Origin of the sequence: Oceanobacillus zhaokaii, from assembly GCF_003352005.1 — a bacterium.
Classification (GTDB): domain Bacteria; phylum Bacillota; class Bacilli; order Bacillales; family Amphibacillaceae; genus Oceanobacillus; species Oceanobacillus zhaokaii.
This window is the reverse complement of record NZ_CP024848.1, coordinates 3,138,586-3,158,673: the sequence shown is the minus strand read 5'-3', so window position 1 is coordinate 3,158,673 and position 20,088 is coordinate 3,138,586. Positions and strand designations below refer to the sequence as shown.

18 protein-coding genes are annotated in these 20,088 nt (G+C 37.7%); 16 read left to right on the top strand and 2 right to left on the bottom strand.

The features are described from left to right. Positions 1 to 10: 10 nt before the first annotated feature. The 7 genes from CUC15_RS15840 (at position 11) to CUC15_RS15810 (ending at position 6,993) form a co-directional block, all read left to right on the top strand. Positions 11 to 1,018: a Gfo/Idh/MocA family protein gene (locus tag CUC15_RS15840; protein WP_114917592.1), complete on the top strand. Its 1,008-nt coding sequence runs from the start codon at positions 11 to 13 to the stop codon at positions 1,016 to 1,018. Positions 1,019 to 1,283: 265 nt separating this feature from the next. After that, positions 1,284 to 2,489 carry a YecA family protein gene (locus CUC15_RS15835; RefSeq protein ID WP_114917591.1) on the top strand — a complete coding sequence of 402 codons (1,206 nt, stop codon included), beginning with the start codon at positions 1,284 to 1,286 and terminating at the stop codon, positions 2,487 to 2,489. Between the two features lie 69 nt (positions 2,490 to 2,558). Further along, a complete protein-coding gene (locus tag CUC15_RS15830; RefSeq protein WP_114917590.1) occupies positions 2,559 to 3,215 on the top strand; it encodes an HAD family hydrolase in 657 nt (218 codons plus the stop codon). A 135-nt stretch (positions 3,216 to 3,350) separates the two neighbouring features. After that, complete coding sequence (locus CUC15_RS15825) at positions 3,351 to 3,935, top strand: Crp/Fnr family transcriptional regulator (RefSeq protein ID WP_114917589.1); 585 nt, start codon at positions 3,351 to 3,353, stop codon at positions 3,933 to 3,935. 97 nt (positions 3,936 to 4,032) lie between these two features. Next, positions 4,033 to 5,001 (top strand): NAD(P)-dependent alcohol dehydrogenase, encoded by a 969-nt coding sequence (locus CUC15_RS15820; RefSeq protein WP_114917588.1) that lies wholly within the window; start codon positions 4,033 to 4,035, stop codon positions 4,999 to 5,001. A gap of 261 nt (positions 5,002 to 5,262) precedes the next feature. Further along, a complete protein-coding gene (locus CUC15_RS15815; RefSeq protein ID WP_114917587.1) occupies positions 5,263 to 6,087 on the top strand; it encodes a hypothetical protein in 825 nt (274 codons plus the stop codon). A 27-nt stretch (positions 6,088 to 6,114) separates the two neighbouring features. Next, complete coding sequence (locus CUC15_RS15810) at positions 6,115 to 6,993, top strand: DUF3307 domain-containing protein (protein ID WP_114917586.1); 879 nt, start codon at positions 6,115 to 6,117, stop codon at positions 6,991 to 6,993. Between the two features lie 173 nt (positions 6,994 to 7,166). On the opposite strand, the gene CUC15_RS15805 is transcribed toward CUC15_RS15810, so the two are convergent. After that, the gene (locus CUC15_RS15805; protein WP_114917585.1) at positions 7,167 to 7,937 is read right to left on the bottom strand and encodes a DeoR/GlpR family DNA-binding transcription regulator; all 771 of its coding nucleotides are present in this window, start codon (positions 7,935 to 7,937) and stop codon (positions 7,167 to 7,169) included. Positions 7,938 to 8,149: 212 nt separating this feature from the next. On the opposite strand from CUC15_RS15805, the gene CUC15_RS15800 reads away from it, so the two are divergent. The 9 genes from CUC15_RS15800 (at position 8,150) to CUC15_RS15760 (ending at position 19,374) form a co-directional block, all read left to right on the top strand. After that, entirely contained in the window at positions 8,150 to 9,220 is a 1,071-nt protein-coding gene (locus tag CUC15_RS15800; protein WP_423241385.1) for an ABC transporter ATP-binding protein, read from the top strand. After that, positions 9,217 to 10,089 carry a carbohydrate ABC transporter permease gene (locus tag CUC15_RS15795; protein WP_423241347.1) on the top strand — a complete coding sequence of 291 codons (873 nt, stop codon included), beginning with the start codon at positions 9,217 to 9,219 and terminating at the stop codon, positions 10,087 to 10,089. The genes CUC15_RS15800 and CUC15_RS15795 overlap by 4 nt, the downstream gene beginning before the upstream one ends. A 15-nt stretch (positions 10,090 to 10,104) precedes the next feature. Then, positions 10,105 to 10,941 carry a carbohydrate ABC transporter permease gene (locus tag CUC15_RS15790; RefSeq protein ID WP_114917583.1) on the top strand — a complete coding sequence of 279 codons (837 nt, stop codon included), beginning with the start codon at positions 10,105 to 10,107 and terminating at the stop codon, positions 10,939 to 10,941. A gap of 24 nt (positions 10,942 to 10,965) precedes the next feature. Continuing rightward, positions 10,966 to 12,276, top strand: coding sequence for an ABC transporter substrate-binding protein (locus CUC15_RS15785; RefSeq protein WP_114917582.1), 1,311 nt, complete (start codon positions 10,966 to 10,968; stop codon positions 12,274 to 12,276). Between the two features lie 48 nt (positions 12,277 to 12,324). Then, on the top strand, positions 12,325 to 13,770 hold the full coding sequence (locus CUC15_RS15780) for a CehA/McbA family metallohydrolase (protein WP_114917581.1): 1,446 nt from the start codon (positions 12,325 to 12,327) through the stop codon (positions 13,768 to 13,770). After that, positions 13,763 to 14,485 carry an HAD family hydrolase gene (locus CUC15_RS15775; RefSeq protein WP_114917580.1) on the top strand — a complete coding sequence of 241 codons (723 nt, stop codon included), beginning with the start codon at positions 13,763 to 13,765 and terminating at the stop codon, positions 14,483 to 14,485. Before CUC15_RS15780 ends, CUC15_RS15775 begins: the two co-directional genes overlap by 8 nt. 239 nt (positions 14,486 to 14,724) lie before the next feature. Further along, a complete protein-coding gene (locus CUC15_RS15770) occupies positions 14,725 to 15,285 on the top strand; it encodes a YdcF family protein (protein ID WP_242986013.1) in 561 nt (186 codons plus the stop codon). 92 nt (positions 15,286 to 15,377) lie between these two features. Further along, positions 15,378 to 16,736, top strand: coding sequence for an FAD-binding oxidoreductase (locus tag CUC15_RS15765; RefSeq protein ID WP_114917578.1), 1,359 nt, complete (start codon positions 15,378 to 15,380; stop codon positions 16,734 to 16,736). A gap of 241 nt (positions 16,737 to 16,977) precedes the next feature. Next, on the top strand, positions 16,978 to 19,374 hold the full coding sequence (locus CUC15_RS15760; RefSeq protein ID WP_114917577.1) for a cell wall-binding repeat-containing protein: 2,397 nt from the start codon (positions 16,978 to 16,980) through the stop codon (positions 19,372 to 19,374). Between the two features lie 340 nt (positions 19,375 to 19,714). On the opposite strand, the gene CUC15_RS15755 is transcribed toward CUC15_RS15760, so the two are convergent. Next, entirely contained in the window at positions 19,715 to 20,071 is a 357-nt protein-coding gene (locus tag CUC15_RS15755; RefSeq protein WP_114917576.1) for a cupin domain-containing protein, read from the bottom strand. Between the last annotated feature and the right edge of the window lie 17 nt (positions 20,072 to 20,088).

Here is a 20,088-nt window from a genome sequence, read left to right as displayed (position 1 = left end):
CAAGAGACATATGATAAATGTTGCATTATTAAGCAGATGGCATGTTCATGCCGATGATTACGCAAAAGAAGCAGGGGCGAATGAGCAGCTTAACATAGTACAGGTTTGGGATGAAGATCCAGAGCGTGGAGAGGTATGGGCTGGTGAATTAGGTGTTCCTTTTGAAAAAGATTTGGAAGCGGTTTTATCCAATTCAGATGTCGATGCAGTTATTGTAACTACTCCAACAAGTATGCATACAGAAGTTATTGCAGCAGCCGCAAAGCATAAAAAGCATATTTATACGGAAAAAGTATTGGCATTTACTATTGAAGATTGCAAAAAAATCTTTGATGCAGTTGAGGAAAACGATGTGAAAATGATGGTATCATTACCTAGATTAACAGAGAGTGATTATTTGTACGCCAATCAAGCAATTGAAAACGGCTGGCTTGGGGAACTGACAACGATACGCTGCAGGTTAGCACATAATGGCGGGGTAGCAGCTGATGGTTCCGAACAGGGATGGCTTCCTGTGAGATTCTATGATAAAGAGAAAACAGGTGGCGGCTCACTCATTGATCTCGGCGCACATCCAATCTATTTAACTAATCGACTTGCAGGACCAGTTCAAGCAGTATATGCTAGGCTCCAGCCACAGATTAGCAAGGACGTTGATGATAGCGCGGCAGTGATAGTTGAGTATCATTCAGGAGCAATCGGTATTATTGAAACAGGATTCTTATCACATGGCAGTCCATTTCAATTGGAGCTGTATGGAACAGAAGGCACAATTATGCTGAAGGATGGAGAAGTAAGTCTGAATAGTATACATGTCGATAATAATCGGTTGGTGGAAATAGAGGGAAATGGAGCGGATTCTTTTACACCAATGGAGCAATGGGTGGCCGATATCGATTCTGATAATCCACCTGTTATTACGAAAGAAGATGTGATGAATTTAACAGTAATTAATCAAGCCGCAGTCCTGTCTAATACACAGGGCAGGCGTGTGGAAATACGGGAAATTACTGAATAAGATTTATATAGATTCTTTAAGAAAAATATAGGAATTTGATTATAAAGGATCAATAATTTCATTGTGAACAAATAATGCAATGATTTATTGATCCGTTTTATATTTGTGGAGAATAAAATGCAGCTTATAATAGAAACTGCTCTAGTTTATCTGAAGTACTTGAATCAATCGCTGTAAGAAGCTTCCAAACTGTCCATTAAATCCATACTTAAGTATCCCGCTCAAGTTTGGTATAATAGATGATTGGAAGGTAGTGAGATATATTATGAGCGAAAAAATAGAGAAAGAATTAAAACAAGGCATGCTAAATATGCTGGAGGGTATAAAATATACCGAGAGCAATATAGATGAAAAAGAGTATAAAAAGCATTGGAGTTCAATCAGTGTTCCACTTACATTGCATGAAGGGTTAAGTACATATACAAAATCCGATTTAGACGATATTAGGAAGTATTTTAATATTAAAAATGCTAGCAGTTTGAAAAAGGCTGAACTAAGTGGATTGCTTGAAGAAAGAATCCCAGATTTATTGAAGGCGTTTTTCCTCAAACTAGATTACGAGCGTTTTAATTTACTGTTAAAAATTGCTCGAAGCGGTGGCTATATAGAGTCCCCAGATTTAGATTCTCAACAGATTAATTATCTCCGTACTAGTGGGTTTGTCTTTACTGGCACATTTAATGAGAAAAAAGTTTTAGCAGTACCTGAGGATCTTATCAAACTGATTCTATCAATGGGTACAGATGTAAGCCTACGGTCAACAGTAAAACGAAATACCGATTGGATTAAGCTTACTAGAGGTCTATTGTATTATTATGGGACATTAAGCCTCTTACAATTAGAAGAAATGGTGGAGGAACATACGAATGAGGCATTAAACACTTCAGATTATATTGAAGTGATTCATGATGCAGTATCTTATCGTGAGGATCTCCGGCTTGAAAGTGAAGTCTACTCGAATATTAGAGTGTCTAATCCTGGTAAAATAATGGGAGAACACCAGTCTAGAGCGAATGTAGCCTATTATCCATTTACAAAAAATGAGGTCCTTACAGCTGGGGAGCCAGAGTTTGTGGATCGAAATGAGAGCTATTTACAATTAATGAACTTTATCACAGAGCATTACGATATTGATCGGAAACAAGCTGAAGTCTATGTGGAAGAATGCGTATATGCAATAAAAAATGATTATACTTCAAATGACATCTTGCAATATTTAGGAGACGTGCTTGAATTAAAGTCATTTGAAACTGTTCAGATGTTAATGGATCAGCTTATTAATCTGATGAATAACACTAGAAAATGGATTCTTAAAGGCCATACATCAATGGAGTTAAGCCCAAATCGTAACCAAGCATTGCCGAATTCAATATCCAACCAAAAGGCTGGAAAGAAAAAAGTAAAAATCGGCAGAAACGACCCATGTCCATGCGGCAGTGGGAAAAAATACAAAAAATGCTGCGGGAGATAGAAGTGCCTTTGCTCTTCCTGAGTGCCTGTCACTCCCCGAATTTTGTCAAAAGAAGGAGCGCATACATTTATGAACGGCATTATTTTTGATTTAGATGGGACTTTATGGGATTCAATAGATACCGTAGTCGATGCTTGGAACAATGTCCTTACCCAAAATAAACAACTAAACCGAGAAATAACGAAGGATGATTTGCGCCAGGTAATGGGACTTCCTTTTGATCAATTAGGGGAGAAGCTATTACCTGAATTGGACAAGGACATGCGAGCAGAAATTATTCAAGCATGCTGTGATTTAGAAAATAGTTATCTTGCTAAGCAAGGCGGGGTTCTATATGAAAATGTGGAACATACATTGAAAATGCTCTCCAGTAAGTATAAGCTTTTTATTGTGAGTAATTGCCAGGATGGGTATATTGAAGCTTTTTATAAATATCATGGTTTAGAGAAATATTTTATTGACTATGAAAATCCGGGCAGAACTGGGCTTTCCAAGGGAGAAAATATTAAACTGGTCATGGAGAGAAATCAGTTGGCAAGCCCTGTCTATGTTGGCGATACAGTGGGTGATCAGCAGGCTGCAAGAGAAGCAGGAATTCCATTCATCTTTGCTGCATATGGCTTTGGCGAAGTGACGGATTATGAATATAGTATTGATCAATTTGACGTGCTTGCAGATACAATCAAAGAGATTGAAAGAAAGTCAGTTTCGCAGTGTGAAAGCTGAATGTTTTAAAAAGGTATGATTTCCAATTATTTATGGAAATCATATCTTTTTTATATATAAGCTGAGTATATAAGATTAAACAAGTAAAATAATTATTATAGCTTTCGCGATTCATAATCTTGGAAGGGGGATAACATGAGAGAGAAACTGTTGAAGTATATGACTGAATTCACCAAGCTTACTGAAGAGGAGCAACAGGAAATTACAGAAGCTATTTTAATTGAGGAATACAAAAAAGGGACCTATCTCATTAGGCAGGGTGACGCTCCAACTACTAAATGTTATTTTGTATTGCAGGGTTGTGTTAGACAATATACGATTAATGAATCTGGAAAGGAAGTTACTGCAAACTTCTATACAGAAGAACAAGCAATCCTTATTTTTGCATTTCAAGACTCCAGCCAAACATCTAAATATTCATTAACCTGTCTTGAGGATACTGTAATGGTTGTCGGTGACTTTGAAACGGAACAGGAGATGTATAGCCAGTATTCCGAACTGGAAATAATGACTCGGAAAATGACGGAAATCTATCTTGGCGAAACACAAAATGAATTCGCTGCATTCATTAGCTCGACACCTGAAGAACGATACAAATCCATTATAAGTAAACGACCAGATTTAATTACCCGTGTGCCCCAACATCAACTAGCAAGCTATCTTGGTGTTACTCCGGAGTCATTAAGCAGAATTAAAAAGCGTATGAATAAAGATATATGAAAATAGTTGGCCAATCTTAACTTAAGTCAATGACGTTTCAACTTTCCCAGATTACAATGGAGCTAAGATTGGAAGCTGAATATATGGAGGGATACGTTTGAAAGCAATTATTTCAAGTGAATACGGAGGGCCAGATACACTGCAATTTAATGAGATAGAAAAACCAAAACCACTGGATCACCAAGTATTAGTTAAAATTCACGCAGCATCGATTAATTATGGGAATATGCTTCTATTACAAGGGAACCCATTAATTGCTCGACTAGTTTTTGGTGTGCGAAAACCTAAATATCCAATACCGGGTGGGGATATGGCTGGAACAGTGGAAGCTGTTGGAGAAAATATTACCCAATTTCAACCTGGTGACGAGGTATTTGGTGACCTATCTGGCTCTGGATGGGGTGCTTTTGCCGAGTATGCAGCTGTTCCGGAAGAAGCAATTGTCCGAAAACCTCATAATCTATCATTTGAGGAGGCAGCTGCAGTACCTATGGCGGCAGTTACAGCATTACAGGCCATCAGGAATAAAGGCAAGCTTGAGCCAGGACAGAAGGTTTTAGTTCATGGTGGCTCAGGTGGAGTGGGACTGTTTGCGGTTCAAATCGCTAAAGCACTTGGCGCTGAAGTAACTGCAGTTGTCAGTACAAGGAATGTAGACCTCGTTCAATCAATTGGTGCTGACCATATAATTGATTATACGAAAGCAGATTTTGCAGAGCGGGACCAGAACTATGACCTAATATTAGGTGTAAATGGGTCAAGATCTATTTCAACTTATAAGCGAAAATTAAACAATGGTGGAATCTATGTAAACGTTGGTGGTGGAGATTCCCAATTGCTTCAAACGATACTGCTGGGACCACTCCTTTTCCTTGGTCGAAGTAAAAAAATGAGCCTCTTTTTGCAAAGAGCGAATCAAAAAGATCTTGAGTTTTTACGAGAGCTAATTGAAGAGGGAAAAGTAAAAGCCATTATCGATAAAACCTTTAAACTAAGCGAAGCGCCAGAGGCATATCGCTATTTTGAAGAAGAACACTTGCAAGGAAAGGTAGTATTGCTTGTTTAGATGCATAGCCTGTGCATATGTGATGCCTGTCACTTCCTGAAATTTGTAGAAACATGGTGGCTTTGAGTGGTGAATGGAGCGCCTATGAATCCATTTCTAGAGTGTTCACATTACTTATTAAATTAATCTGAATAATAGTCTTGTCATTCTGTCTAATTCTTATATTATTAGATGTTTTCGTCTAATTTTATATTGATTAGACATTTTTGTCTTATTTTATGCTATAATCCTCAATAAAGTATTAATAAAAAGGGGATTTAAATGGAGAATCCAATATCGATTTTTATTATGGATGTAACCGGCAGTTCAACAGACGGAAAGGTTGGGCAGGAATTAGAATCATATCTAAAAGAAATTGTGTATATGGTGAGAAGCTGGTCGGAAGAAGTGGTAAATATTAAGATTTCTCATCGCCAGGGAGATGAACTAATTCTTATAAGTGAGAATTATTCAACAGCATATACGATTGCATTTTATTTGAGCAGAATTTGGAAATTTAGCGAGCATAAACCATATTTTGGCCTAACCTTTGGGAATATAAACAAACGAGTGAAGGATATTGAGATTGAAACGTGGATCCATCCTTTAGTGAAGCAAGCTAGAACTGCAAACAACGAATTAAAACATTTAAAAGAAGACCGTAAGCAATTTAAATTTAAACTAGACATCTCGAACCAAAATAAGCACTTACCAAGCCCGAGCTCTCCCGAGGTAAATCATTATCTATCAACGGTCGAATCCCTAATCAACACATTGCTAGAAAACCAGCATATTCTTTTCACGAAACAAACAGAATTACAGGAATTAATTGCAGATTTATACCTTATCTTTATGCAGCAAAAGAAAATTGCGGTATTCTTGAATAAAACAGGTGCAACAATATCCAGTCATATTAATCGAGGATACGGAAAAGAAATAATCAAGAACTTTAATCGAATAAATGAGGCACTAAATTCAATCCAAATGTCTATCTTTCAATCAACACTACAACAAAATCAAACCAAGTATCAGAAACAGCTTGAAGAAAACATTCGAGTTTACGTAAATAATCATATCGATTCACTATTCTCAAACAGGAAATTCTAAGAGAGTATTTCAGAAGGGAAGATCATTATGGCTTTGCTAAGCTTAATACTTGCACACTTCATCGCAGATTTTTACCTGCAAAAAGATCGTATGGCAAATAATAAAGAAAAATACTTACGCTTGCACATGATGCATCACGCAATCTTTCTTCTGATTGCATTACTTTTCATTTGGGGAAGAAACAATCAATATCATGGATTCTTCGTGCATGTGCTTTTTCCACTCATCCTCATTTTAATTACCCATTACCTCATAGATTTAATGAAAATAAAAATGGAGAAGTCACAGCGAGTTAAAGAATTACTGGGAAGCTATTACGATCTGAAATTATTTGTGTCTGATCAAATCCTTCATCTTATTGTGTTGATGATTATTGGTCATTTGTTTTTCAGTCTATCATTCCGTTTGGTATTTGAAAATATCATTGCCTCATTCCAGTCGAGCGTTGCTTTAAGCCCCACAGATAAAGTATTGTTTTTAGCGATTATTATTATTGCTGTTACTTCAATTAGCGGGCATATTATTGCCAAAACACTGGGGAATCCTTCTATTAATATTACTACTTTTGAAGGGAAGCTCACGTTTAAATCCGAATCGCTAGATGATAGGTCGGGCAAGCTACGAGAATTAAACAGGGGTGTAAGCGAGGAATATCATTATTTGCTTTTAAATAATCGATATAATCGTGGAAGGACAATCGGCTATATTGAAAGATTACTAGTATTAATCTTAACCTATTATGCCGCATACCCTGCAATTGCATTTATCATTACAGCCAAATCAATTGCTAGATTTAAACAGATGGAAGACCGAGATTTTGCTGAATATTTTCTGTTAGGGACATTGTTATCGATGCTGTTTGGAATTGTGCTAGGGTTGGTTGTGAGGATGGTGTTGAGTGGTTAAATGGAGCGCTCCAGCTAGGACGTGGAGCAAATAAGTGTTATAGCGCTTAAGATATAATCGGAGCAAACAATCCCTAAACTAGTAATTCAAAAAAGATTCCCTAATAATGCAGAATGAGAGGAAGTCTTATAGTTTCCTGTTTTTCACAAACTTCCTCACATATTGCTAGCAATCTATTGGCTTGAATGAAAGATATGTATGTCCTTCTCTTCATATTTCTTCACTATGGCAGGTGAAATCATTGGGTCGGTAATAATGCCGTTCACCAAATGGACATCGCCAACTCGCAGCATCGCTGTTGATTCGAATTTAGTGTGATCTGCAACGACAAATTTATTGATTGCATTGTTATACATCGCCATTTTTACTTCTGATTCGCCGTAGCCATAATCCATCAATCCTTTCTCTAATGAAATGCCACTTACGCTCATGAAGAACGTATCAATATGAAATTGGTTGATATAGGATATACAAGACGCACCTAATACACAAAGTTCAGAATTTCTTAACTTCCCGCTCGGTAGGTAAACATCGATATTGGAATTTTTCCCTAATATTGTCGCAATGACTAGTGAGTTCGTCAGTACGGATAATTGAGAGAATTGACGTGCTAATTGTATCGCGATTTCCGTATTCGTTGTACTAACATCCATCGCAATAAAATCCCCTTCTTTGACAAAGTGACATGCTTCTTCTGCGATTAATTCTTTCTCATTTTTATTTATCGATTCCCTTATTTCAAAATTCGTTTCAGTTATATTTGCTTGTTTTAACATGGCCCCGCCATGTACCCTTTTGATTTCCCCAGATTCTTCCAGAACCTCGAGATCCCTTCGAACGGTCTCAGGGGTTACACTAAGCTGATCACTCAAAAAGCCAACTTTGGCTGTTTGATGTTTTTTTAGATAATCCGTAATAAATGTTAATCGGTCATTCTTTAGCATAATATCCTCCCTAACCTAGATTCTATTATTCATTATAAGAATATAAATTAGATAAATCCATTGAAGTATTTTAATAAAAAATTAACAAATTTCTTCATTTAAATTTACATTTGTTGTTTATAATCGAATTATAAAAGAAAAACAAATAAAAATAAAGAAAAACAAAGATAGAGTTATTTAGGAGAAGAGGGAAGGTATTGTCGAAAATAAAAATGCTGCAATTATCAAAGCAATATGATAAGCAGAAGGATAATGTGATCCATGATTTTAACCTTGAAATTAAGGATAAAGAATTTATCGTATTTGTCGGTCCATCTGGGTGTGGCAAATCAACAACATTACGAATGATTGCGGGTCTAGAGTCTATTTCTGGCGGAGAGTTGTGGATGGATGGGGAACTAGTGAATGATATTCCACCTAAAGATCGTGATATGGCAATGGTATTTCAAAACTATGCTTTATTCCCACATCTAACAGTCTTTGATAATATCGCTTTTGGTTTGAAAATTCGTAAAGTCAAACGAGATATTATCAAGGAAAAAGTAGAAAAAACAGCTGAGATTTTAGAATTAACGTCTTACTTAAAAAGAAAGCCAAAAGAATTATCTGGTGGTCAAAGGCAGCGTGTTGCACTGGGAAGAGCAATCGTTCGTGATGCAAATCTCTTTCTTATGGATGAACCATTATCAAATTTAGATGCAAAGCTGCGTGTGCAAATGCGAGAAGAAATTATTAACTTACATAAAAGGCTCGGAACGACAACAATTTACGTTACACATGACCAAACAGAAGCAATGACGATGGCATCAAGAATTGTTGTGCTAAAAGATGGACATGTTCAGCAAATCGGAACACCAAAGGAAATTTACAATCATCCAGAAAATATGTTTGTTGCTAGTTTTATAGGTGCTCCTGCCATGAATTTTTTCAAAGGAAAGATAACAACCGACCAGCTTACATTTTCAAATGGTGACAGGTTAGGTGCATTGCCTGCTGTAATTGACAAGCAAGGGGAAGCGGTCATCGGTATTCGACCAGAGGATATTGTTCTGTCCAACAAAGAAACTGGGATACCGTTGCAAGTTGACTTCATCGAAATGCTAGGTTCCGATCTCTATGTTTATGGGAAGCTGCATGGAGACTCTCTGGTCGTTCGCTTGCGACCAGATTATGAGATTGAAACAGGAGAAACAATTTATATTGAATTTGCCCAGCATAAATTTCATTTATTCGACCCTGTAACAGAGCAATCTTTGCTTCATCGTGAGGAGTTGAAAAAGTGAATCGATTCGGTAATGTAGGGAAACTATTATTTTTTGTCGGCATTCCTATGATCCCCTTAGTCGTTTTTTGGTTTGTTCCGATGGCAGTATCCGTTTGGCTAAGCTTTACAAACTGGGATTATATTAGCCCAACCTTTGATTATGTTGGAATAGAAAATTATACGAATGCACTCACAAGTGCCGATTTTTACAGCGCACTTAAAAACACAATCTTTTTCGGATTTTGGACAATTCTGCCGACGATATTCTTTGGACTTCTTTTAGCATTATTATTACGAAAAGGATTAAAGGGACTGACGGGATTTAAAGCATTCTTATTTGCTCCGTGGATTACACCAATGGTTGCTATGTCAATCGTTTGGTCGTGGATTTATGAACCAGATGTCGGACTGCTCAATCAAGTATTAGGGTGGTTTAATCTACCACAGCCATCATGGCTAACGGATTCAGAGATGGCGATGTGGGCGATTATTATTGTGACTGTCTGGAAAAATGCAGGGTGGGCAATGTTATTTTACGCCGATGCCCTTTCTAAAATTCCAGATGAATTATATGAGGTAGGTAATATTGAAGGCGCCGGTTGGCTGCAGCGAATGACAACAATTGTGATACCACTTGTTTCTCCGACTACCTTATTTTTAGTCATCATTTCTGCGATTGATTCGATTCAAGCATATGACCAAATTCAAGTCATGACGCAAGGTGGGCCTGCTGGCAGTACGAGAACCTTATTGTATCTATATTATCAGATGGCATTTGAGCAATTTAACATGGGGCAAGCAACCGCATTAGCAACACTCATTGTTATCTTAACTGGTGCTCTGGCATTAATTATGTTCTACGGATCGAAACGCTGGGTCCATTATTAGGGAGTTGAACAAGAAATGGAAATGGTATCGAAGTCAAGGAAGATGGTTCACTATATACTGCTAACGATTTTCAGTATTATAATGGTTTTTCCTTTAGTCTGGATGTTTCTCAGTGCATTGAAAACACCGGAAGAAATATTTGCTGTACCCCTGGACTGGCTTCCGAGTAATCCACAATGGGGGAACTTTGCAGGTGCACTAGAACTCGCACCATTTGGATTATATATATTCAATAGTACGTTTACAGCAATTGTTATCGTCTTTTTTCAAATCATTCTTTCCAGCATGATTGCTTATGCATTAACACAAATGACCTTTAAAGGTAAAAGTATATTATTTAATTCGATTCTGATTACGTATATGCTGCCAGCAGCGGCAACGTATGTACCTAGCTATGTAATTGTTGCAAAGCTAGGCCTGCTTGATACATTGACAGGGATTATCATTTCTAATATTGCGAGTGTGTTCACCATCTTCCTGATGAGACAAGCATTTATGCAGGTACCTAAGGAAATGATAGAAGCAGCTCGTTCTGAAGGGGCGAATGATTTCGCCATTCTAAGAAAAGTGATGATGCCAATGTGTAAATCCTCTATTTTTACTGTAGGCTTAATTAGCTTTGTGCAAATGTATAATAATTACCTCTGGCCTTCACTGATTGTCAATAGCCAGGAAAATTACTTAATTACTGTTGGTCTAAATCGATTTTTTACAACCTCAGGTACTTTCGCCGATCAATGGCCTTTAATTATGGCAGCTAGTGTTTTAGCTGTATTGCCACTGTTAATTTTATTTATACTCTTACAAAAGTGGTTCATTAAAGGAATCAGTGATAGTGGTGTTAAAGGATAAAAAAACAATAAAAGGAGAATGGAAATGAAGAAAAATTGGTATGTATTACTTGTTTTAGCTATTGCAATGTTACTTATGGCCGCTTGTGGTAGTAATGATGAAGGGTCGGAAGATGATTCTGCTGATGCTTCAGCTGCATCAGGTCCTGTTGAAATTGAATTTTGGTATGGCTTAGGAAGTGAAGCTGATAAGAAAATGCAAGAAATCGTGCAAAACTTTAATAATTCTCAAGAAGATGTTGTTGTAACGCCAGTTCCGCAAGCAGATTATTCAGAAACATATCAAAAACTGCAAGCATCGATTGCATCCGGCTCAGCGCCAGGGGTTTTCATTACGGGTCTTGGAACACTTAATGATTTAGTAAGTAAAGAAGCAATCGCACCATTAGATGAATTTACTGCAGAAGATGAGATTTACGATGAAGCAGATTTCTTAGAAGTATTTATTGAACCAGCAAAAATGAATGATTCATTATACGCATTACCAGCATATGGAACAACACAAGTAATGTACTATCGCAAGGATATTTTAGAAGAAGCAGGCATTGATCCAGAAGAAGCTTACGCAACTTGGGAAAATGTAGCCACAACTTCTAAAGAATTACAGGAAAAAGGTCTTGTGCAATATGGTCACCTGCCAATGTGGGGCGCTGACAACTTAATTGATATCGCAACAAGCAATGGCGGCAGTGTTTTAAGTGAAGATGGCAAAGAAGTGTTAATCGATAGTCCAGAATGGATTGAAGCATGGGAGTTTGTTCGCAAGCAAATTCATGAAGAAGAATCAATGAAGGTAAACTCTGGTGGACAAGGCTGGGAATACTGGTATAAAACAATTGACGAAGTAATGAATGGAACTGCACTTGGTTACACTGGTTCATCTGGTGATAAAGGTGATCTAGACTTCTCTATTATTGACTCTGCACCACAACCTGGTTTAAATGGCAATGAAGGAAGACCAAACGTAGATGCACTATACATGGCAATTCCAGAAATAATCAGTGACGAAGAAAAAGCTGCTGGATATGCATTTATGAGCTATTTCTCAAGTGCTGAAACAAGTGCGGAGTGGTCACAAGCAATTGGTTATATTCCTGTAAGAAATTCAGCGATGGAAGTGCCAGAATACGCACAATTCATTGAAGAAAATCCATATGCTGCTGTTCCATACGAACAAGCACAAACAGGTATTCCATACTTTGTTGATCCAACCGGTGGAAAAATTCGTGATGCAATCTCCATTGCAGCTGATAAAGTAGAACTGCAAAATGTTCCTGCAGAAGAAGCATTGAAAGAAGCAAAGGAAACAGCACAAGCAGCTTTAGATGAAATGTAAAAGAGATTTTAGGATGTGGATATGTTGTTCAAAGGGGAAAACAAGACAATGATTGAATTAAAGATCAACCAAGATATAACGAGCAATAAATTAAACCAAGCATTTACCTTTAATGTACCAGATAATGTCTCTTCCGTTTCGTTTCAAATCGAAACGGAACAGGCACTATGGTTAACGTATATGGTATACGATGAGAAAAAGGAATTAAGAGCTCAATATGTTCGGGGGATGACGCCACAACCTGTCACAGTCCATAATGAACGTGAAAATACATCGGCCAATACCATTTCTGGACCTGTTAAAGCAGGGGAGTGGACAATTGATTTTGCCGTAATCACCAAAGACGATGTAACGGCATTAACCGATTGGGCCACTTGTACCATATTATTTGATGCTGAACTGGAAACTGCTGTTTTGGGCGATTTATACTCGTGGCATGATGGCGAGACAGCAACATTTCAACTTAACGCCTATGATAAGGAATTAATATTTAACGCTGAAAAAGCATGGTATAAGGGAGATTTCCATACACATACAATTTATACAGACGGCAAGATGACGAGGAAAGAGAATATGCAAAGTGCAGCAAACCAAAAGCTCGATTTCTTTGTAGCAACAGACCATAATATCGTTCCTACCTCTTGGTTTGACAGGACGGATATTCTAGTCATTCCTGGCGTAGAAGTAACGGCTCCTTTGGGACATTTTAATATTATTTCAACATTGACCTCGCCTTTCACAAAGCAACGATTAGCGGATATGGAGACAGAGGAAGGCATGAACAAGATTATCAATCATCATTATGGTGATGATTCGATCATTTCAATCAACCATCCATTTTTAACGGAATGGAAGTGGTTATTGAAGGAAACACCTTTAGATAAGGTAGATACGATGGAAATTTGTAATGATCCGACCTATCCATTTAATAAACAGGCGACCGAATTTGCGTTACTCGCTTGGAATAAATTATTAAATGATGGCTATCAGATTACCGGAATTGGTGGATCAGATTCTCATTTGAAACCCGATGAAACTTATGATGGGAGCGATATTCCTTCATTAATTGGTGACCCAGGCACATTTGTTTATTGCGACCAGCTTACAGCAGCTAATGTTGTAAAAGCGTTGAAAAAAGGAAATGTTACAGTTTCAAGAGGAGAGCGTGTGCAATTCGGGATTGATGATCTTATCTCTGGTAATCAATGTTCCCAAAATAAAGGTGTTGCAACAGCCTCTGTAGAAACCGATGAAGCCATTTATTTTGAATGGGTAATCGACGGAGAAATCGTTGCGAGAGAAGATGGCAATCGTTCTGAATGTGCGTATGATTTTAATAATGACCCAGGCTTTCATTGGGTTAGAGTTGATGTCCGTTTTGCTGATGGAAGCTTTTATGGCTTTTCCAATCCAATCTATTTTGGCGAAAAACAGCCAACAATGAAAAAATGGGGCGAACTGCTTGAACTGGTAGAGGATCAAATAAATGATTAAAGGCATCTTATTTGATAAGGATGGAACCTTAATTGAATTTAATTCATTATGGGTCGAGTCCACATATGAAATGATTCATACATTAGTTAAAGAATATGCAAACACAGATTATGCACAGAAATGTGAAGAGATTGCCAATTTGATTGGACTTGAAGGACATCAGGTGAGAGAAGACAGCATCCTCGCTTCCGGTACATCAGAACAAATGTCAGCGACTATTGCAACAGTTCTTCACGCAGATCAGCAGCAAGTACATCAAAAAATTAACACATTTTTATACGAAGAAACGGTGAGAAATAGCAATAATATCAAAGCTATTGGCGATATACGCAAGCTCTTTGAAAAGTTAAAACAAGATAACTTTACAATTGGTATCGTTACGGCAGATAACTATGATATTACAGATTATACATTGCGATATTTAGGAATCCGTGAGCATGTAGATTTTATTGGAACAGCCAGTAATTATGAGAGAAAGCCAAACATAGAGGCGATGCAAGCATTTTGTAATGCTTGCCACTTAGAGAAAAATGAAGTAATCCATGTCGGCGATTCCGTAGTGGATATGGAGTTTTCCAGACATGGCAGACTAGGAGTCGGTGTATTATCTGGTGTAGGTACGGAAGATACATTGCGAAAGTATACACCGTATATTATTGAAAATGTTCATGATTTATTTGATCAAAATGATAAATTTATTTTTGAAGGAAAGTAGAATTCCTATGAATATTCTGTAAGATGAACATTTGGAGTTGGATTCGCATCATTCCCTACAATAATACTACAACAACCACCCTGACACTTTGCGTGTTAGGGTGGTTTTAAATTTGGCTGTTCAATTTGATTATTTTACGACTAAAACATAACAGTGTTTCCGCTTACATATGGTATGATTGGCATAGTAATGAATGAATTAGCATTAATTTATACAGGGAGCGTTGTTATACATTGAAAATGTTAAAAAGATTAAGCTACATCATCACCACATTATTTGGCATTCAGCTTTTGTTTCTTTTGGCTAGAAGATTTTTGATCGTTAATGAGCGACCAAAGAAAGCGGATGTAATCATTGTTTTAAGTGGTGGTCCGGGCAGACTCGAAAAGGGTGCAGCATTATTCAAAGAGGGAAATGCAGATCAGCTGATGCTTACTAACTCTAATGATACATGGGCAACCGCCCAAGAGGCTATCGAACTCGGGATACCAGAAGACAAATTAATTTTAGAGGAAAGAGCGATAAGCACGCATACGAATGCAATTTATGCACTGGAAAAAATGAAAGAACAACAATTAACTTCAGCAATCATCATTTCATCCGATTTTCATATGCGTAGGGTAAGGTATATCTTTAGTAAAGTCTATGAAAATACTGGAATCGAATTGACATTTGTCGCTGCACCATACTTGAAAAATGACTTTTTAATGGAAGGCTGGGAGATTCAAACAATTTTCTATGAGTGGGTGAAGACGTTTGGGTATTGGTTAGGGGCGTATGAGGTTGCGGAGAAGGATTAAGGGGATTGCTGAAATGGTTGTCACGGTTAAGTAATGTTGCAGCTATCATGCATGAAAATTATGTTTATACAAATTTTAGGGGAGGAATTATCATGTCTTTACAAACAATTATTAATGATTCAGAGAGATTACTCCTAGGGGAACAGATTTCAGATGTATATAAAAAGGATGCGTATGTTACAGATGTTGTTGATGTGCAGGCAGTAGCATTAGTGAAGACTACAGATGAAGTTAGGAAACTCGTAAACTATGCAATCGAACAGGATTTGAAAATCATTGCCCGAGGTGCTGGAACAGGCGTTGCAGGTGCACAAGTACCAATTCATGGCAATGAGCTGATAATTGATGTCAGTCAAATGAAGCAAATAATTGAGTTGGATGAGGCGACGATGACACTTACCGTTGAACCGGGTGTCCTTCTTTCTGAAATTCAAGAATATGTAGAAAGTCGTGGCTACTTTTATCCGCCTGATCCAGGATCGAAGCATTCGACGATTGGTGGAAATGTCGCGACAAATGCAGGTGGCATGCGTGCGGTGAAGTATGGAACCACACGTGATTATGTACGGGCTATGGAGGTTGTTATGCCTACAGGTGAAACCGTTGAATTAGGAAGTTTAAATATAAAAAGCAGCTCTGGCTATGATTTGAAAAACCTTTTGATTGGTTCAGAGGGTACTTTAGGAATTATCACACAGATCAAGCTGAAGGTATTGCCGCTGCCAAAATATAAACAGTCCGTTCTGCTTGCATTTGATTCTGTAACGAGTGCGACAGACGGTGTATTAACTATTCTATCAAACGGAATTGAACCGACTGCATTAGAGCTTTTTGAGAGAGGAACAATTGCATATAGCGAAAAGTTTACGAAAGAGCTGCTCCCATTACAACTAGGGGATGCTTACGTTCTGATGACATTGGATGACAATGAAATGCAATCGATTACAAGAAGAGTTAAGGTGGTCGAACAACTAGTACAAAATAAAGCAATCGCTGCACTAACTTTAAATAAAGAGCAAGAGAAATCAGCTTGGAAATTACGTGACTACATTCTAGTTGCTCTAATGGAATTTACCGAATTTGAGATGCTCGATGAGGTTGTTCCTATCAATCGTTTTGCTGAAATGATTAGCTATACGAAGGAACTGCAGAGAAAGCATGGGATTAGAGTAATAAACTTTGGCCATGCAGGGGATGGGAATATCCACACCGTTCTAATGAAGGAGGATTTGGAACAGGAAATATGGACAGCTAAGAGGGAAGCGTTATTGGCTGATCTATATGAGAAGGTTGCTAATCTAGGTGGCTTACCATCAGCTGAACATGGAATTGGAATAATTAAGAAATCTTACCTTGAAAAGATGATTAATCCAGTGGAACTAAACTTGATGAGAAAAGTGAAGAACGCAATCGATCCGGATGATCGATTGAATCCGGGGAAATTGATTTAGGGTGCCTGTCCACTCCCCGATTTTTGTCGATTTATGCGGTCTGAAATCAGTTTTTGAGGCGCTTCAAATGGAATTAGGAGTGCCTCATATCCTAAATTTAAGTTGTCATTCGCATAAATCCCTTATTATTTTCAATACATAATCTATAAGTCTTTTTCATTTCCTTCTATTATTATATGGATATTATTTCTATATTCTAGTATTCTTATATTAAAGCAACTAATGGGGAGGAATTATATTTATGCATGCTATGAAGAAGCAGAGTCAGCTAGTTTTACTTGCTGCAATGCTTGCGATTTTTGTCGTTTTACCGATGCATGTAGGTGCAGAAGAGGCGACTGAATTTGACTTTAGTATTGGGGAAGCCAAGGAACAGTTAACAGAAACGAAAGAGGTTCACGTTACAAACCAGGATATGAACGCAGAGCTTTCGATTACAGACAATGGACAAGAACTATACCATAAAGAGCTTTCCATGATCACTGTAACAAGTATTGAGAAGGTGAATGCAGATGGTCAAGAATATGCGATTATTAGCTATCGCCATGATGGTTCAGCGAATGGCCTTTACTTTGAAATAGTAAAGCTAAATGAATCAGCTGTCGAAACAGTGTATACTTCAGAAGTTTACGAACGTGCACGACTGGAAATTGCAGAAAACAAGATTACATTAAAGTATCCGAAGTATGAGGAAGATGATGCGCGAACAGAGCCTTCTGCTATTATCACACAAGAATTCTCAATTACTGATAATCAGGTAGTTGAAGGAAAAGGTAAAGAAGAGCAAGTCGAATTTGCAACGAATGCATTGCAGGCAGAAGGAACGAAAAAGAATCCTTCTTTTTCTGAGATTAATAAAATCTTAACGGAAGAGTCACTAAAAGCGAATGTTTCACCAGAAATAGTGAAGGCGATTGCCCTTCAAGAGAGCGGCTGGGAACAGTACTGGGGATCCGTTCCAAAGTCAATCCAGGCTTGTGATAATTATGATGGAACGAATGTAAAACTTGGCTATGATTGTATTGGCATTGGGATTATGCAAATTTCGGACTATAGGTTTATGAAAGATGGTCCCGAAAAGGATGCATACATAGACAGATTAAAGACGGATATTCGTTTTAATATCCAAGAAGGAATCAAGATTTTAAATGAAAAATGGGGTTTCCATCGTTCCGGTATTATTCCGACAATTAATGATAATGACCCGTTAGTAATTGAAAATTGGTATTTCGCGGTGATGGCATATAATGGAATGCTGCCAAGAAATAACCCATTGGAAAGACCATTCTCTCCATATGGAGCGTATCAGGAAGAGGTATTTGAACTTCTCAATGATTATACCTTAATCGATATTAATCCTTTTCCAACTCATTTATTAGATCCATATACTTTAGAAAATGGGCAGTTACGATTTGAAACGCTCAATTTTAAAGTTACTGGACCACAGCATTATTCAAGCCAATCCCTTGTAAAAGGAGATACGGCATATACAACAGCACAATCGTTGAATATCCGAAATGCACCTAATGGTGATGTCATTGGCAGCTTATCTAAAGGATCTAAAGTGACGATTACTGGCGGTTATGCAGGGAACAATTCAAAGTACAACCAATATGTATGGCTCCCTATTCGTACAAGCAATGGGCAAAATGCATGGGTATCATCTAGCTATTTGAATAAAAATGACTACATTGATGTTCATCGTTTAGAAGGATACTCACGTTACGATACGAGTGTTAGCATTGCAAACCATGGCTGGCATTGGGACCAACCAACTTCTGTTGTAATCGGACGTGGGGATGACCCAATTGATGCGTTAACAGGAAGTGTGTTAGCCTCTGGACTTGACTCACCATTGATTTTGACGAAAACGAAGGAATTGCCAGCTTCAGTAGAAAGAGAACTTAATCGACTAAACCCTACTGGTATTGTTTATATTTTAGGTGGGGAGAATGTTATTTCAGAAGATGTGGAAAATAAACTTAAACAAAAATTTGGTAATAATCGAGTAATCCGTATTGCTGGATATAGTAGATTTGAAACAGCATCTAAGGTTGCTAAAGAAGTAGATGAGCATAGCAATGTGAGTGAAGTTATCGTCACGACTGGAGATTCGAATTCCTCGGATCCATTAGCAATCGCGCCATATGCAGGTGAAAATAATATTCCAATCCTTCTTACAGGAAGGAGCAGGGGAGAAAGCTTGAACAAAGAAGTACGCACCTTTATTCAAGATAATAATATTAAAAAGGTCACGATAATTGGTGGAGAATTAGCAGTATCGAAAAGCGCAGAAGCAGAGCTACAGCGTTTAGTAGGTTCAGCAAATGTGAAGCGAGTATTCGGTAAGTCAAGATTTGATACGAATATCGCGATTATCAATACTTTCTATGATAGTAAAGCGATTGATAAACTCTTAGTCTCACAAGGAATGGAAACAGCAGATGCTCTTTCCGCATCTCCATTTGCAGCGAAATTAGAAGCACCAATCGTTCTAACACAAGCTAATAAACTTCCTGCAGAAACAAAAGCATGGCTGAATGGACGCATCTCTACAAGGCCAAATCTATATTTCCTTGGTGGAAACGTAGCAATTAATGAAAATGTAAGAAATGAAATCGTGAAATTAATAAGATAAATTTATCGCAGTGTAACTGGCTGTAAGACTCCCACTTGAAGAATCGAGTAAACACGAAACTTCTAAGTGGGAGATCAACAGCCAATAACGGCCCGATTGGTTCAACTAATATTCAGTGGGGGTTGAAAAGAACCCCCACTGAATAAAGTTTCACTTTATATCGGGGAGTGCAGGGTGAAAGAGTGCCTGGCACTCCCCGATTCTTTTTAAGTAAAATAAATATAACAGTGTAACTAAGGCTGTCACCGAAAGTCAGAGCTAAACCTTAATTATCTAATATGAGATTGGATGTTGTGGAGCACTCCCAATCCATATACAATCAACCCATCTCCAACACAGTCTATTTACGATAGGGCTGGTATTCTACTTCAACCTTATCTTTTTCTTGATATGGAGCGAGCATGAATGCTGCTTTGAAATCTGTGTTACCACGATTAATTAAATAGTGGACCTTCTTTGGTTCAACGTGGATGAAGTCGCCTTTTTTACAGTGGAAAGCTTCTTGATCAATATGGATTTCGAGTTCCCCTTCTAATATATAAAAATTTTCTTCCATTATATTGTGATAATGCGCAGTAAAATCCTGCCCAGGCTTCAATACGACAATTCCAAAGTTCATTCTAGGTCCCCGCATGAGATACTTTGGCCCACTATCACCAAAACGATATTCTCTCTCATTTTCATTTACTATTCCCATTGTCAACACTCCTTCAA